Source organism: Luteimonas sp. Soil_N_1 (assembly GCF_057656255.1).
The window spans coordinates 164,183-179,500 of the sequence record NZ_JBDGKS010000003.1 but is presented as its reverse complement, the minus strand read 5'-3'; the positions used below and the strand labels follow the sequence as shown (position 1 = coordinate 179,500).

Genomic DNA, 15,318 nt, shown 5'->3' with positions numbered 1-15,318 from the left:
TGCGATAGCGGCGCTTGGCGCCGCATCGATAGTCTGCGCGGCCGCCTCGCCTCCGCCCACCGCCATGCTCCGCCTCGCCGCCCTCCTCGCCGCCTGTCTGCTCGTCGCCGGATTCTCGTCGTGGCCGGGCATGGCGAATTCGCTGGCGTCCAAGCTGGTGGCGCCGCCCGGCGCATCGCCGTTGCTGCAGACCGATCGTGTCGAGGCCGCATTCGCGCGACTGCCGAACCGCAACGGACACGTCACCACGAGCGACGGCGTGCCTGTGTTCTGGCGTGCGCTCGATCCGGGCGACTACGGCATGGACTACGCGTGGACGCGGCCGGCCGATGATCCGCACGGCGTCGACTTCTCGCTCGATTTCCACGCGCCGTCCACGCCGTCAGCCACGCCGCGCGGCACCGTCGTCCTGCTGCACGGCTGGATGATGGATGGCGGCTCGCTGCTGCCGTGGTCGATTGCGCTGGCCGAAGCCGGCTATCGCACGATCACCCTGGACCTGCGCAACCACGGCCGCTCCGGCCCTGCGCCATCGGGTTACGGCACGCGCGAAGCCGGCGATGTCGTCGACGCGGTCGCCGCATTACGCGAACAAGGCGAAATCGCCGGCCCGTTGCACGTGTTCGGCGTGTCCTACGGCGCGGCGACCGCACTGTTCGCAGCCGCCGATCCGCGCCTGCAGGCCGAGCGCGTCGTCGCGCTGGAATCCTTCCACAACGCAGGCGCCGCGATCCGCGACATGGTCCCGCACATGCTCGACGAATACGGCGGCAGCTGGCACGCGCAGCTCACGCGGCGCTGGTTGCGCTGGCGCATCGATGCCTCGGTGCTGGACGCAGCGATCGTGCGCGCGGGCGACACGCTGTCGTTGCCGCTCGACGGCGTCGATGTCGGCGCCGCCCTCGCCCGGGCGCCGGGCTGCGTGCTGCTGGTGCATGGCGATGCGGATCGCCACGTGCCGGTCGAACATGGCCGCGCGCTCGCCGCGGCCGTGCCGGGTGCGCGTTATCTGGAACTCGCCGGCGAAGACCACCTCAGCCTGCCGATGCGGCTCGACCGTCTCGCGCCGACCGTCGTCGACTGGTTCGACGCAGCGGCGTGTCCGCAGAAGGCACTCGCCGCCCGCTGATGCTTTCGTCGGATCGTCAGAGCGCAGCGAAACCCATCGAATCCAGACGGCCCGGACGACCTCAGGCCTGCTGCGCGACGATCCGTCGGCGCGACTGCAGATAGCCGTCGACCGCGAATACCACCAGCCCGACCCAGATGAAGCCGAAGCCGACCGCGCGATCGATGCCGAACGCTTCGCCGAAGAAGAACACGCCCAGCAGCAGCTGCAGCGTCGGACCGATGTACTGCAGCAGGCCGACGACGGTCAGCGGCACGCGACGGACCGCATAGGCGAAACAGATCAACGGGATCGCGGTGAGCGCGCCGCCGAGCACCAGCAGCACGTCGGTGAGTCCACCCCAGCGCAGCGAGAAGAAGCCGCCGCCGCCCTGGCTTTCGAACCACACCAGCGCGAGCACCGCAGGACCGAACACGAACAGGTTCTCGACGCCGAGCCCCTGCACCGCTTCGACCGCGGCGAACTTGCGGATCAGTCCGTACAGCGCGAACGACGTCGCCAGACACAGCGCGATCCACGGAAAGCTGCCGTAGTTGAAGGTCAGCCACGCGACGCCACCGCCGGCCAGCGCGACCGCGATCCACTGCGGCATCGACAACCGCTCGCGCAGGAACACCACGCCGATGACGACGTTGAGCAATGGATTGATGAAGTAGCCCAGGCTCGCCTCGACCACGTGGCCGCTGTTGACGGCCCACACGTAGAGCGCCCAGTTCGCCGCGATCAGGCAGCCCGACATCGCGAGCATGCCGGCGAGCTTCGGTTGCGCGAGGATCTCGCGCAGCCAGCCGCGGCCCTGGCGGATCGTCAGGAACGCGGCGACCAGAATCGCGCACCAGATCGAGCGGTGCAGCACGATCTGCAGCGACGGCACGTGCCGCAGCAGATACCAGTACAGCGGCATCAGGCCCCAGATCACGAAGGCCGCGACCGCGATCCACAGACCGCGGCGGCTCTGCGCGGCGTCGATCATGGATCTTCTCCGGCGACTGCCGCAGCCGGTGTCGGCACGACCTTCTTCGCGCGCGCGCGGCCGAGCGTGATCGCGACGACGGCGACCAGGATCACCGCCATCGCGCCGAGATCGTTGACGTGGAAGCGCTCGGACGCGAGCCACGCGCCGAGCAGCACCGCGATCGCCGGATTGACGTAGGCGTAGCTGCCGGCGAGCGTCGGGCGCACGTTGTGCAGCAGCCAGACGTAGGCGGTGAAGCCGATGATCGAACCGAACGAAGCGAGATACGCGACCGAAAGCGTGCCCTTGAGCGTCGGCAGCTCGTGGAAGCGTTCGCCGATCAGCAGGCCCACTGCGAGGATGATCACGCCGCCGGCGAGCATCTGCGCGGCGGCCGCCATGAACGGCGACGGCAGATCGCGGCCCCGGCTCCACACCGAGCCGAAGGCCCAGGCCAGCGGCGCGATCAGCAAGGCGATCAGACCGGTCGGCGTCGCGGTCAGCGAGCTGCCAGCGTTGAGCCACAACACGCCGGCGAACCCGACTGCGAGGCCTGCCCATTCGACGCGGGAGGGACGATCACCACGGATCGCTGCGAACAATGCGATCCAGATCGGCGCCGACGCGACCGCGACTGCGGCGAGACCCGACGACACGCTCTGTTCGGCGATGCAGACCATGCCGTTGCCCAGTCCGAGCAGCAGCACGCCCATCGCGAGCAGGGTCTTCCACTGGTTGCGCGTCGGCGCCGGCACACCGCGCAGGCGCAGCGCCGCGTACATCAGGCCACCGGCGACGATGAAACGCATGCCCGCCATCAGCAGCGGCGGATAGCCGCCTTCGAGGGCAAAGCGGATCGCGAGATAGGTCGACCCCCAGACGAGATAGACGGCCGCCAGCGCCAGCGCGATGGCCAGGACCGAGGCGGGACGCGACACCGGCGCGACGCTCATGGAGGTTCCGAAGAAAAAGACGACCGCGGATGCGGGAGCGGAATTCTACGCCTGCGCCCCGTTGCACGGCTGGAACGGTGGTGTTGCATCGGCAGGCAGCGCTCTGCCAAACGTCCGGGTGCCGCAGGCGGACACGCGTGGCCGCGCCACACATGAAAAAGCCGCCGCGATGACTCGCGACGGCTTCCTGCCGGATCTGGCGTCCAACGCCTTACACGTGACGTCTCACGCCTCGTATCTGAGCCTCAGCGCGCCCAGCGTCCCGGTGCGGTGGACACCGGCAACACCGTGGCCGACAGGTCCCGGTCGGCGTTGAGCATGCGCACCGCATCGGCGAGGATCGATGCCGACTCGCGCAGCAGCGGATCCGGGCGTTCCTCGGCCGCCTTCTCGAGACGGTTCTGCTGGGCGATCGCACGCTCGTTGGCCTGCAGGCCATCGTCGTCCGAATCCTCCGCCAACGGGTCGAGATCCAGGCCCAGCGCGCGGCGCTCTTCCTGACGCACACGACGCTTCTCGGTCTGCCGGTCGCGTTCGACGCGGCGCTCCTCGAAGTTGAGCGAGATGTACTTCTTCTCGCGCTCTGCGCGGAACTCGGCGACGTCCTCGGCCCACCAGACGAACTCCTTGTCCGTGGCCACGCGCCCCTCGTGCAGTTCTTCCAGGCGCGGCAGCAGCGGCGAGAAGTCGCCGTACTGGGTGTGCGGCACTGCGGCGATGCGCGTCCACGGCAGCGCGTTGTCGTAGGTGCTCTCGCCGAACTCGGTCGCGTCGACGGTTACCGGGAAATGGATGTCCGGTTCGACGCCCTTGTTCTGCGTGCTGCTGCCGCCGGGCAGGAAGAACTGCGCGATGGTCAGCTTCACCTGTCCGTAGCGCTTGGTTTCGTTGGCCGGCCAGCGGTCGAGGTCGACCAGATTCTGCACGGTGCCCTTGCCGAAGGTGGTCTCGCCGATGATCAGGCCGCGACCGTAATCCTGGATGGCACCTGCCACGATCTCCGACGCCGAAGCCGAGCCACGGTTGATCAGCACGGCCAGCGGACCGTCCCAGGCCACGCCCGGATTGCGGTCGCCCTGCACGCCGACGCGCCCACCCGCTTCGCGGACCTGCACCACGGGGCCCTGGTCGATGAAGAGGCCAGTCAGTTCGACCGCCTCGTTGAGCGAGCCGCCACCGTTGTTGCGCAGGTCGAGCACGACGCCGTCGATGTTCCTGGTCTTGAACTCTTCCAGAAGACGCGCGACGTCGCGCGTCGCCGACGCATATTCGCCATCGCGGTTCCGGCGACCCTCGAAGTCCTGGTAGAACGCCGGCAGCTTGATCACGCCGATCTGCTTCTCGCGGCCGCCTTCTGTGTCGGCCGGCAGGGTCAGGGTCTCGGCCTTGGCCGCCTGCTCTTCCAGACGCACGCGGGCACGGGTGAGCGTGATGCGCACCGGCTCGCTGTCCAGCGTGGCCTCGGCGGGCACCACGTCCAAGCGCACCTGGGTGTCCTTCGGGCCCTTGATCTTGTCGACAACATCGTCGATGCGCCAACCGATCACGTCTTCCATCGGGCCGTTGGTGCCCTGGCCGACGCCGACGATGCGATCACCGGGCTTGAACCGGTTGCTCATCGCAGCCGGACCACCGGCGATGACCTCGCGGATCACCACCACGTCGTCCTGCTTCTGCAGCTGCGCGCCGATGCCTTCGAGCGACAGCGACATGCTCTGGTTGAACAGGCGTGCCGCGCGCGGGTTGAAGTAGTCGGTATGCGGATCGATCGAGCCGGTGTAGGCGTTGAGGAAGCTGCTGAAAGCGTCCTCGTTGTTGAGCGCGGCGACCGTGTTGGCGGTGTTGATGTAACGACGGTCGAGCGTCTTGCGGATCTCGTCGTCGGCCTTGCCGGCGAGCTTCAGGCGCAGCCAGTCGTTGCGCACCGACTGCCGCCACAGGGTGTCGAGTTCGCCGGCATCGGCGGCCCAGGCGGCGTCCTTGCGGTCGTACTCCCAGCGATCCTCGCCTTCGAAATCGAAGATGTCCTGCTCGAGCAGCTCACGCGCATAGGCGATGCGTTCGGCGACGCGTGCCTTGTAGAGCGTGAAGATGTCGAAGGCCGGCGCGACGTCGCCATCGCGGACCGCGGGACCCATGCGGTCACGCAGCGGCTCGAAGCGCGCGATGTCCTGCTGGCTGAAGAACAGCTTGCTGCCGTCGAGGTTCTCGAAATAGCGGTCGAAGATCTCGCCCGACAGGCTGCCGTCCAGCGCGCGCGGCCGATAGGCATAGCGGCTGTCCGACAGCAGGCCGTAGACCAGCTTGGACGCGGCCACCTGATCGGTATTCGGCGTCGCCGGTACATCGGCGATGGCGTCGGGCCTGGCCATCAGCGCGAGCGGCACCGCCAGCGCGAGAGCGATCAGGGAGCCGGAAACGACGCGGGAAGCTTTCATGCAGGGTCCTGGATTGCGGATGCGGTCATCATGCGACATGCCTCGGAGCCTGTCGCGTGAACAGACGTGTCGACAGTGCCGAAAGTTGCACGTCACATGCAATCGACTGTACGGATACAGGATGAATCGACGCTGCGTTCATCGCGGCGTCAGTCGCGGGCGCCCGGCGCCCGCTGACGGGATCAGGCGGCGACGCCTGCGTCCATGGCCTGCTGGTCGGCGTGGTACGACGAGCGCACCAGCGGGCCGGAGGCGACGTGGCTGAAACCCAGCGCCATGCCGTAGTCCTCGAGCGCGCGGAACTCTTCCGGCGTCCAGTAACGCAGCACCGGATGGTGGTGCGCGCTGGGCTGCAGGTACTGGCCGATGGTGACCATGTCGACATCGTGCGCGCGCAGGTCGCGCAGCGTGCCCTGCACCTGTTCCATGTTCTCGCCGAGCCCGAGCATGATGCCGGACTTGGTCGGCACGTCCGGATGCTGGGCCTTGAACTTCTTCAGCAGGTCGAGCGACCACTGGTAGTCGGCGCCCGGGCGCACGTTGCGGTAGAGATCCGGCACCGTCTCGACGTTGTGGTTGAACACGTCCGGCGGATTGGTTTTCAGGATCTCCAGCGCGCGCTCCATGCGGCCCTTGCCGCGGAAGTCGGGCGTCAGCACCTCGATGCGGATGTGCGGCGACTGCGCGCGGACTTCGCGGATGCAGTCGACGAAATGCTGGGCACCGCCGTCGCGCAGGTCATCGCGGTCGACCGAGGTGATCACCACGTACTTCAGGCCCATGTCGGCGATCGTGTTCGCGAGATTCAGCGGCTCGCTCGCATCCGGCGGCTTGGGCCGGCCGTGGGCGACGTCGCAGAACGAGCAGCGGCGCGTGCAGACCTCGCCGAGAATCATGAAGGTCGCGGTGCCGTGGCCGAAGCATTCATGGATGTTCGGGCAGCTGGCTTCCTCGCAGACCGTGACCAGACGGTTCTCGCGCAGCTTCGACTTCAGCGCGGCGACCGCGCCGTTGGACGGAATGCGCACGCGGATCCACGACGGCTTGCGCAGCACGGGGGCATCGGCGAACTGCACCGGCGAGCGCGCGATCTTGTCGCCCGCCACCTGCTTGACGCCGGTCTGCAGCGACGCCGGCGGCGGCGCGGAGACCACCTGCAGCGGGATCGATTTGTCGACGGAAGAGGACATGGCGGCCAGGACTGCGGTCGGAGGGCCATTGTAGGCCCCTGCCCCGGCAGTGTCTCCCGAGGGGCGAGGGATACAGCGTGTCATTCAGCGGACGGGATCACCGGCGGCGGGCCTGCGGTCAGCGACAGGCCGAACTGCGCGGCCAGATTCTCGAGCAGCATCGGCGCCACCGCGTCGGGCGAGGACGGCCCGCCCAGATCGCCCAGCGACACCACCTGCAGGCCTTCGTAGCCGCACGGATTGATGCGCTGGAAGGGTTCGAGATCCATCGCGACGTTGAATGCCAGGCCGTGGAAGGTGCAGCCGCGGCGCACGCGGATGCCGAGCGCGGCGATCTTGGCGTCGTTGACGTAGACGCCCGGCGCGCCGTCGCGGCGTACGGCCTCGATGTTCCAGTCGCCCAGCGTGTCGATGATCGACTGCTCGATCTTGCAGACGTACTCGCGCACGCCGATCTTCAGCCGCGGCAGGTTCAGCAGCGGGTAGACCACCAGCTGGCCGGGGCCGTGATAGGTCACCTGGCCGCCGCGATCGACCTGCACAACCGGAATGTCGCCGGGCGCGAGCACGTGTTCGGGCTTGCCGGCCTGGCCGAGGGTGAACACCGGATCGTGTTCGACCACCCACAGCTCGTCGCTGCCGTCGGCGCCGCGCGCATCGGTGAAGCACTGCATTGCGCGCCAGACCGGCTCGTAAGGCTGGCGGCCGAGCTGGCGGACGATCACAGGCGTGCTCACAGCACCCGCTCCATCACGCGCGCGCAGCCGAGGCCGCCGCTGGGCACCGGTGCGCCGTGCAGGAAATCGCGCATCGCGGCAGCGACGCGATCGCTGCGGGCGCTTTCCAGCAGGGCCAGCGCCTTGCTGTCGGTTTCGAGTCCCTGGAACACCGGCGTTTCTCCTTCGAGCGGCGCCTCGCTCCACGCCATGCGCCAGCCGGGCAACAGCGGCGCGGTGCGTTCGGCGCGGACCATCAGGCGGACCTCGCAGTGACGGGGATCGGACGCGATGCGTGCGTACAGCGCATCGACGGCCGCGGCAGGGCCTTCGAGCAGTTGCATGAACAACCCGTCCTGCAACAGCAGCATGCCGCCGATGCCGTGGCGCGCGTTGTAGGTGCGGGCCTGCAGCAGCAGCTGCACCATGTCCGGCACGGTGAACTCGTACAACTGGCCGCTGCGGTAGAGCAGCTGGCGGATCATGGAATCAGAGCGTCCACTTCACTTCTGGGTGCTCGCGCAGCGCGACGTGCGCGGCGTCGTACTGCGCGCGCGAATCGGCGCGGATGCGCAGCTTGATCGACACGTACCTGCCACCGGTGGAGGCGCGTGTGGTGACCGTCTCGTCGAGCACGGTGATGCCGGCGGCGACCAGCAGCCGCGGGATTTCGGTCTCCAGACCGGCGTCGGCCGCGCCCATGGCGGTGATCTCGAAGTCGCCTGGAAACTGGAAGCCGTGTTCGGGGTTGTCTGAGGTGATGTCCATCGCGGGATTATCGGGGCGCACGCTGCCGAACCCAAGTGGTCCGCGCCGGAAGCGGAAAGGCCGGCATGCGCCGGCCTTTCACTGGAACACCTCGGCGCGCGGATGCGCCGGTCAGGAGTTCCACCACATCAGCAGTTCGTGCCACAGACGCTTGAAGAATCCGGCTTCCTCGACCGCCTCCAGCGCCACCAGCGGACGCTCGGCGATGACATCGCCGTCGAGCACGACCCGCACGGTGCCGATCTGCTGGCCCTTCTCGATCGGGGCGACGATCGTCTCGGGGATGTCCATCGACGGCTTGAGCTGCGCGTACTTGCCGCGCGGCATCGAGACCAGCATCGGCTCCGCGACGCCCAGCTGCACTTCGTTGACCTTGCCCTTCCAGACCTTCTGCGTGGCGACGGCCTTGTCCGCGTCGTAGACCGCGTGGGTCTCGAAGAAGCGGAAGCCCCAGTTGAGCAGCGCCAGCGAATCGGTCGCACGCTGCGCCTCGCCGGTGGAGCCCATGACCACCGAGATCAGGCGCTGGTCGCCGCGCACGGCGGACGCCATCAGGCAGTAGCCGGCGCCGGAATGGTGGCCGGTCTTGATGCCGTCGACGCTGTCGTCGCGCCACAGCAGCCGGTTGCGGTTGTGCTGGGTGATCGGACCGACGGTGAACTCGCGGATCTTGTTGTGCGCGTACTCCTCCGGGAAGTCGCGCACCATCGCGCGGCCCAGGATCGCCAGGTCGCGCGCGGTCGAGTAGTGCTCCGGGCCCGACAGACCGGTCGCGTTCTGGAAGTGGCTGTTCTTCATGCCGATGCGCGCGGCATAGGCGTTCATCAGCTGCGCGAAGGATTCCTCGCTGCCGGCGACGTGTTCGGCCAGGGCGATCGCGGCGTCGTTGCCGGACTGCACCACCATGCCGATTTCCATGTCGAGCAGCTTGGCGGTCTGGTTGACCGGGAAGCCGCTGTAGCTGCCATCGGTACCCGCGCCGCCCTTGCGCCAGGCGTTCTCGCTCATCATCACCTGGTCGTCGGGCGTGATCTTGCCGGCGGCGAGTTCGGCCGCGATCACATAGCTGGTCATCACCTTGGTGATGCTGGCCGGCTCGACGCGTTCGTCGACGTTGTCACCCGCCAGCACCTGGCCGGTGGCGTAGTCCATGACCAGCCACGCGGTGCCGGTGATCGTCGGCGGCGGTGGCGTCGGCAGGTCCTCGCTGAGCGCAGGCGCGGCAGCGGCCGGCGTCGGGGACGCGGGGCGCGGCGTCGGCGCGGGATCCTGGGCAACGGCAATGCCGACCATCGCGGTGGCCAGGGCGGCCAGCAGGATGCGCGAAACGACTACGGACACTTTCATGTAGGGCGGAGCTCCGGGGAACCGGCCATGTGGACCGGCGGTTGAAGAAAAGGGTTAGTCGCGGACGACGGTGGGCGCGCCGAAACCGAGGCCGGTCACGCGCGTGGACACTTCGGCGACCTGCGTCGCCGCCACCGGGCCCACGCGCAGGCGCCAGACCGGCTTGCCTGCGGCGATGCCGTCCTGCAGTTGTGCGCCACCGATGCCCGCACCGCGCAGGGTGGCCAGCGCGCGCTCGGCATTGGCGCGGGCACCGAAGGCGGCCACCTGCAGGGTCACGCCGCCGACAGCAGATGCCGCCGGAGCCGACGCCGTGACGGCGGCCGGTGCCGGGGCCGGCACGACCGCCACCGGTACCGCAGCTGCAGTCGCAGGCGTACCGGCAGGTGCGGGATTGATCGGCACCTGGCGGCCGTTCTCGAGCTTGATCCCGCGCGAAGCGAGCCACGCGTCGAAATCGTCGGCGGTCATGACCTTGCCGTTCTGGTACATGTTGAAACGACCGTCCGCCGCGTTGCCCTGGGGCGCGGGCGCCGGACGTTCACCGGCATGCGCACTGGCGATCGGCAGGGCTTCGACGACCGAATCCAGCGCGCTGCCTGCGGGCGAGATCGCCAGCGGTGCAGCTGCCACGGGGGTCGCAGCCGCCGTCGCCGTCGCCGCGCGTCGCGCGGTGCGTGCCGGTGCGGCCGCCGGCGCTGCGGCGGGCGCACCGGCCACGGCGTCATAGGCGTTGTGTGCGTTCTCGCCCGGGCTCAGCGCGCGCACTTCCACGCGGCCCGTCCCGGCCGGATGGATGCCGATCTTCACCGCCGCGGCGTAGCTCAGGTCGACGACGCGGCCTTCGTGGAACGGGCCACGGTCGTTGACGCGCACGACCACCGACTGCCCGGTATCCAGATTGGTCACGCGCGCAAAGCTCGGCAGCGGCAGCGACTTGTGTGCGGCGGTGAACGCGTACATGTCGTAGACCTCGCGGTTGGAGGTCAGCCGGCCGTGGAACTTGGCGCCGTAGTAGGACGCGGTGCCGGTCTCGGCGAACTCGCTGTGGTCGTCGAGCACGCGATAGCTCTTGCCCAGCACCTGGTAGGGGCTGCGGTTGCCGACCGGCGAGCGCGGCAGATCGACGACTTCCGGCTCCGGAATCGCGTCGACGTTGGGCAGGTAATCGGGCAGGCTGTCGGGCACGCCCGGGCGGTACAGGCCGCCGGCGGTGTAATGGCCGCGGGTATTGGGATCTTCCTGCGCAGGCGCATAGGGCGACACGCCGCGCTGGCCCGCGGCCGGGCGATGCGTGCCACCACCGTGCGCCGGCGCCGGTGCCGCAACGGCCTGGCCGTCAGCTGGCGCCGCGCCGCGTTTGGCACCACCGGCGCAACCCGCCAGCAGCGCGACTGCCGCCAATGGCAGCAGCCATCGGATCACCGGCCGGCCCCGGCGCGGATCGCCTCGGCCAACTGGTGCACGGACAGCGAATACATCGGCGAGCGGTTGTAGCGGGTGATCACATAGAAGTTGCGGTACGCCAGCCAGTACTCCATGCCGGCATCACCGTCGAGCGACAGCAGCGTCGCGCCTTCGGCGGTCGGCTGGCCGGGCGCCGGTGTGTAGCCGCGCCTGGCGAGATCGGCCAGCGGATACACCGGATCCCAGTTTTCGGGCTTGAAGTCCGCCGCGGATGCGTCGCGCTGCGCGCGCGCGACCACCCAACCGCCGCGTTCCCAGCCGTGCACGACGAAGTAATTGGCGATCGACGCGAAGACATCAGGCTTGTGGGTCAGCAGGTCGCGGCGGCCATCGCCGTCGCCGTCCTTTGCCCACAGGCGATAGCTCGACGGCATGAACTGGCCCATGCCCATCGCGCCGGCATAGCTGCCCTTGAGCTGCAGGATGTCGAGCTGCGGTTCGGCTTTCTCCAGCGCGAACAGCTGGGCGAGCTCGCCAGCGAAGAACGGGGCGCGCGGCGCGTAATCGAACGCCAGCGTGTACAGCGCGTCGATCACCTTCCAGTTGCCGGTGATGCGACCGTAGCTGGTCTCCACGCCGATGATCGCGACGATGTATTCGGCCGGCACGCCGGTCTCGGTCGCCACGCGTTCGAGTGCAGCGCGGTTCTCGCGGTAGAACGCCACGCCGCCGTTGATGCGCGCGTCGTTGATGAAGATCGGGCGGTAGTCACGCCACGGGCGCACGGCTTCGGCCGGGCGGCTGATCGCGGTGAGGATCGCCTGCTGCACCTGGGCCTTGGCCAGCACGCTGCGGATGTGGGCCGGGTCGGCGCCGTAGGTCTGCGCGGTGTAGGCGACGAAGTTTTCGACGCGCTGCGCGCGCGGAATCGCCGGGTCGGTGACGTTGGTCGGCGCGACCGGACGCTCGGGCGGCTGCGGCACCGGCGCGAGCAACGCACCTTCGGTGCGCGCAGGCTCGGGCAACGGCGTCACCGCACCGTAGTCCTCGGCATGGCCATCGGACGGATTGACGGGTGTCGCACACGCTGCCAATGCGAACGGCAGCGCGGCCACGGCGAGTCGGAAAAACGGGCGTCGGCTCATCGGCGGCGAGGTTAGCACGCAGGTGCGTCGCGCAACGCGGCGACGCGTGGACGCAGTCAGGGGCCGTCAGGATTGCGACGCGCTCAGCGGCGACGCGTGCCGCTCGCCTGCACCGCCATCACCACACCGAAACCGGCGAGCAGCGACACCGCCGCGGTGCCACCGAAACTCAGCAGCGGCATCGGCACGCCCACCACCGGCAGCAGTCCGGAAATCATGCCGCCGTTGACGATGACGTAGACGAACAGCGCCATCCCGAGGCTGCCGACCAGCAGCCGCGAGAATCCATCGCGTGCCTCGCTGGCGATCCACAGGCAGCGGCCGACGATGAACAGGTACAGGCCCAGCACGACGCTGACGCCCAGCCAGCCGAACTCCTCGCTCAGCACGGCGAAGATGAAGTCGGTGGTGTGCTCGGGCACGTAGTTGAGATGCGACTGCGAACCGTCACCCCAGCCCTGCCCCGAGAATCCGCCCGAGCCGATCGCGATCTTCGACTGGATGATGTTCCAGCCCGTGCCCAGCGGATCGGACTCGGGATCGAGGAAGGTCAGGATGCGGTCCTTCTGGTACTGCTGGAAATACCAGAACCACGCCGCGGGCGCGGCGATCGCGAACGTCGCCGCGCCGCCGACGAACCACCACCACGACAGCCCGGCCAGATACAGCGCGAACACACCGGCCGAGGCCACCAGCACCGCGGTGCCCAGGTCGGGCTGCAGCAGGATGAGGCCGGTCGGCAGGCCGATGATCGCCGCGGTGACCGCGACCGTGCCGAGCCGGGGCGGCGTGGGCTGCTGGCCCAGCCACCAGGCCGCCATCATCGGCAGCGAGAGCTTCATCAGCTCCGCCGGCTGCATGTAGAAGACGCCGAGGTTGAGCCAGTGCTGGCCACTGCGACCGGTGCCCATGAACAGCACCGCGACCAGCGGCAGCAGCGATGCGACGTAGGCAGCCGGCGTGAAGCGCCGCAACTGCACCGCGGGAATCCGCGACAGCACCCACATCGCACCGAGGCCGATCACGAACCGGCTGCCCTGCGACGCCACCATCGCGACGTTCTGGTTGGTCGCGCTGTGCAGCACGGCCAGGCCGATCGACATCAGTGCGAGCAGCGCGGCGAGCAGCGGCCAGTCCAGGGTGCGGGTGAAGCGCTGCAGCATCTCCAGCAGCCAGCGCAGGATGACGTTCATGGCGTCTCCCCCGTCGGCACGGCCGCGTCCGACGGCGCGCTCGCTGCAGGCGCCTGCGTCGCAGCGGCGTCCGGCGGCGGCACGCCCGGGAACTGTCCGTTCGCATCACGTGGCGCGGTGCGCACGCCGGCGACGACCGCCGCGAACGAAGGCTCCGGCGCGAGCGTGGCATCGGGCACCGTCGCCACCACCGCGGCCGGCGCGCCGGTGGCCGGATCGATCTCCATTTCCGGCATCTTGCCCAGCAGCCACGCATCGAAGATGCGGCGCGCGATCGGCGCGGCGGTGCTGCCGCCGTAACCACCATGTTCGACGGTGATCGCCACGGCGATCGTCGGGTTCTCGGCCGGCGCATAACCGACGAACAACGCCTGGTGGCGCAGGTGATACGGCAGGCTGCGCGGATCCATGCTGGCGCTGCCACGGCGGCTCACGCGCTGCGCAGTGCCGGTCTTGCCGGCCATGCGGTACTCGGCGCCGATTGCCATGCGCGTGCCGGTGCCGCGGCCGTGGATCGTGGTGACCATGCCTTCCTGCACCGCGCGCAAGTGCGCCGGGTTGTCGGTGATCGAGGTCGGGGCCGGACGCGGCACCACGCGCCACGGCGCATCGAAGCCGTCACGGCGTTCGTTGGCCAGATGCAGCGTGTTGAGCTCGCCGCCGTTGGCGATCGCCGCGGTACCGCGCGCAAGCTGCAGCGCGGTTGCGATCCAGTAGCCCTGGCCGATGCCTGCGATCACGGTCTCGCCCGCATACCAGGGCTCGCGCGAGCGCGAGGCCTTGAAGCGCGGCGACGGCACGATGCCGGCGTTCTCGCCGAGCAGGTCGATGCCGGTCGGCTGGCCGAAGCCGTAGCGCGTCATGTACTGGTCGAAGCGCTCGATGCCCATCTCGTAGGCGAGCTGGTAGTAGTAGTAGTTCACCGAACGCGCGATCGAATCGCGCAGGTCGGTCCAGCCGGCACCGCGCGCGGCATCGCGATAGCCGCGGCGCTGGCCGGGAATGAAGAACTCGCCGGTGGAGAACACGCGCGAATCCGGCGTGCGCAGCCCGCTGTCGACTCCGGCCAGCGCGACCAGCGGCTTGATCGTCGAGCCCGGCGGGCCGCCGCCCAGCACGTTGCGGTTGAACAGCGGACGCGCGGGGTCGTCCATCAGCCCGCGGTAGTCGTCGTGCGAGATCCCGTTGACGAACAGGTTCGGGTCGAAGCTCGGCAGGCTGACCATGCCGAGGATATTGCCGGTCGCCGGCTCCACCGCGACGGCCGAGCCATGCAGACCCCCGAAGGCCAGCACCATCGCCTGCTGCAGGTCCGCATCCACGCTCAGGCGCAGGTCGGCGCCGGCCGTGGCGGGTACCAGACCCAGCCGGCGCAGCGCGCGACCTTCGACATTGGTTTCGACCTGCTCGTAGCCGATCTTCCCGCGCAGCGCTTCGTCGTAATACCGCTCCAGGCCCGTACGACCCGTCTGCGGGTACAGCAGATGCGCCTGGCCGTAGCGCGCGACATCGTTCTCGTCGGTGCGGCCGACGTACCCGACCACGTGTGCGAACAGGTCGCCGTAGGGGTAGTAGCGGTTGAGGTACGGCACCACTTCGACGCCCGGGAACCGCCAGCGGTCGAGCGCGAACCGCGCCATCTCGTCTTCGCTGATACGCAGCTTCAGCGTCACCGCACGGAACCCGCGCTGCCCGGCGCGTTCGCGATCGAAGCGCGCGATGTCGTCGGGCGAGAGCGCGATGATCCGCGAGAGCCCGGCGATCAGCACGCGCATGTCGCCGGCCTCTTCGGGCGTCACGTCGAGGCGGTAGGCCTGTTCGTTCTCGGCGAGGATGCGGCCCTTGCGATCGAGGATCAGCCCGCGGCCCGGCACCACCGGCCGCGGCTTGATGCGGTTGGCCTCCGAGCGCTTGGCGTAGATGTCGTGGTCGATGACCTGCAGCTTGAAGTACCAGCCGGCCAGCACACCCAGCGCCACCACGACGACGCCGAATCCGATCAGCGCACGCGTGCGGAACGCCGCGGCCTCGCTGGCGTTGTTGCGGATGGCGGGACGGCGACTGCGCCTGACCATGG

General features: G+C 69.0%; 13 protein-coding genes. 1 reads left to right on the top strand and 12 read right to left on the bottom strand.

What is annotated here, in order from left to right:
• Positions 1-64: 64 nt before the first annotated feature.
• Positions 65-1,129, top strand: coding sequence for an alpha/beta fold hydrolase (locus tag AC3A4E_RS16620; protein WP_487632591.1), 1,065 nt, complete (start codon positions 65-67; stop codon positions 1,127-1,129).
• Between the two features lie 61 nt (positions 1,130-1,190).
• On the opposite strand, the gene rarD is transcribed toward AC3A4E_RS16620, so the two are convergent.
• The 12 genes from rarD to mrdA form a co-directional block, all read right to left on the bottom strand.
• Positions 1,191-2,102 carry an EamA family transporter RarD gene (gene rarD / locus AC3A4E_RS16615; protein ID WP_487632590.1) on the bottom strand — a complete coding sequence of 304 codons (912 nt, stop codon included), beginning with the start codon at positions 2,100-2,102 and terminating at the stop codon, positions 1,191-1,193.
• Positions 2,099-3,037 carry a drug/metabolite exporter YedA gene (gene yedA, locus AC3A4E_RS16610; protein ID WP_487632589.1) on the bottom strand — a complete coding sequence of 313 codons (939 nt, stop codon included), beginning with the start codon at positions 3,035-3,037 and terminating at the stop codon, positions 2,099-2,101. Before yedA ends, rarD begins: the two co-directional genes overlap by 4 nt.
• Before the next feature lie 245 nt (positions 3,038-3,282).
• Positions 3,283-5,475: a carboxy terminal-processing peptidase gene (locus tag AC3A4E_RS16605; protein ID WP_487632588.1), complete on the bottom strand. Its 2,193-nt coding sequence runs from the start codon at positions 5,473-5,475 to the stop codon at positions 3,283-3,285.
• A 182-nt stretch (positions 5,476-5,657) separates the two neighbouring features.
• Positions 5,658-6,665: a lipoyl synthase gene (lipA, locus tag AC3A4E_RS16600; protein ID WP_487632587.1), complete on the bottom strand. Its 1,008-nt coding sequence runs from the start codon at positions 6,663-6,665 to the stop codon at positions 5,658-5,660.
• A gap of 80 nt (positions 6,666-6,745) precedes the next feature.
• On the bottom strand, positions 6,746-7,402 hold the full coding sequence (lipB, locus tag AC3A4E_RS16595; protein ID WP_487632586.1) for a lipoyl(octanoyl) transferase LipB: 657 nt from the start codon (positions 7,400-7,402) through the stop codon (positions 6,746-6,748).
• Positions 7,399-7,866, bottom strand: coding sequence for a BLUF domain-containing protein (locus AC3A4E_RS16590; protein ID WP_487632585.1), 468 nt, complete (start codon positions 7,864-7,866; stop codon positions 7,399-7,401). Before AC3A4E_RS16590 ends, lipB begins: the two co-directional genes overlap by 4 nt.
• A gap of 4 nt (positions 7,867-7,870) precedes the next feature.
• Entirely contained in the window at positions 7,871-8,149 is a 279-nt protein-coding gene (locus AC3A4E_RS16585) for a DUF493 family protein (RefSeq protein WP_487632584.1), read from the bottom strand.
• 111 nt (positions 8,150-8,260) lie between these two features.
• The gene (locus AC3A4E_RS16580; protein ID WP_487632583.1) at positions 8,261-9,496 is read right to left on the bottom strand and encodes a D-alanyl-D-alanine carboxypeptidase family protein; all 1,236 of its coding nucleotides are present in this window, start codon (positions 9,494-9,496) and stop codon (positions 8,261-8,263) included.
• Positions 9,497-9,550: 54 nt separating this feature from the next.
• A complete protein-coding gene (locus AC3A4E_RS16575; RefSeq protein ID WP_487632582.1) occupies positions 9,551-10,921 on the bottom strand; it encodes a septal ring lytic transglycosylase RlpA family protein in 1,371 nt (456 codons plus the stop codon).
• Positions 10,918-12,048, bottom strand: coding sequence for a lytic murein transglycosylase B (gene mltB, locus AC3A4E_RS16570; protein WP_487632581.1), 1,131 nt, complete (start codon positions 12,046-12,048; stop codon positions 10,918-10,920). Before mltB ends, AC3A4E_RS16575 begins: the two co-directional genes overlap by 4 nt.
• Before the next feature lie 83 nt (positions 12,049-12,131).
• Positions 12,132-13,241 carry a rod shape-determining protein RodA gene (gene rodA / locus AC3A4E_RS16565; RefSeq protein WP_487632580.1) on the bottom strand — a complete coding sequence of 370 codons (1,110 nt, stop codon included), beginning with the start codon at positions 13,239-13,241 and terminating at the stop codon, positions 12,132-12,134.
• On the bottom strand, positions 13,238-15,316 hold the full coding sequence (gene mrdA, locus AC3A4E_RS16560) for a penicillin-binding protein 2 (RefSeq protein WP_487632579.1): 2,079 nt from the start codon (positions 15,314-15,316) through the stop codon (positions 13,238-13,240). Before mrdA ends, rodA begins: the two co-directional genes overlap by 4 nt.
• Positions 15,317-15,318: the final 2 nt, after the last annotated feature.

Coding starts and splice junctions, on each gene's coding strand:
- AC3A4E_RS16620 (WP_487632591.1), top strand. CDS start 65: ATGCTCCGCCTCGCCGCCCTCCTCGCCGCCTGTCTGCTCGTCGCCGGA.
- rarD (WP_487632590.1), bottom strand. CDS start 2,102: ATGATCGACGCCGCGCAGAGCCGCCGCGGTCTGTGGATCGCGGTCGCG.
- yedA (WP_487632589.1), bottom strand. CDS start 3,037: ATGAGCGTCGCGCCGGTGTCGCGTCCCGCCTCGGTCCTGGCCATCGCG.
- AC3A4E_RS16605 (WP_487632588.1), bottom strand. CDS start 5,475: ATGAAAGCTTCCCGCGTCGTTTCCGGCTCCCTGATCGCTCTCGCGCTG.
- lipA (WP_487632587.1), bottom strand. CDS start 6,665: ATGTCCTCTTCCGTCGACAAATCGATCCCGCTGCAGGTGGTCTCCGCG.
- AC3A4E_RS16590 (WP_487632585.1), bottom strand. CDS start 7,866: ATGATCCGCCAGCTGCTCTACCGCAGCGGCCAGTTGTACGAGTTCACC.
- AC3A4E_RS16585 (WP_487632584.1), bottom strand. CDS start 8,149: ATGGACATCACCTCAGACAACCCCGAACACGGCTTCCAGTTTCCAGGC.
- AC3A4E_RS16580 (WP_487632583.1), bottom strand. CDS start 9,496: ATGAAAGTGTCCGTAGTCGTTTCGCGCATCCTGCTGGCCGCCCTGGCC.
- mltB (WP_487632581.1), bottom strand. CDS start 12,048: ATGAGCCGACGCCCGTTTTTCCGACTCGCCGTGGCCGCGCTGCCGTTC.
- rodA (WP_487632580.1), bottom strand. CDS start 13,241: ATGAACGTCATCCTGCGCTGGCTGCTGGAGATGCTGCAGCGCTTCACC.
- mrdA (WP_487632579.1), bottom strand. CDS start 15,316: ATGGTCAGGCGCAGTCGCCGTCCCGCCATCCGCAACAACGCCAGCGAG.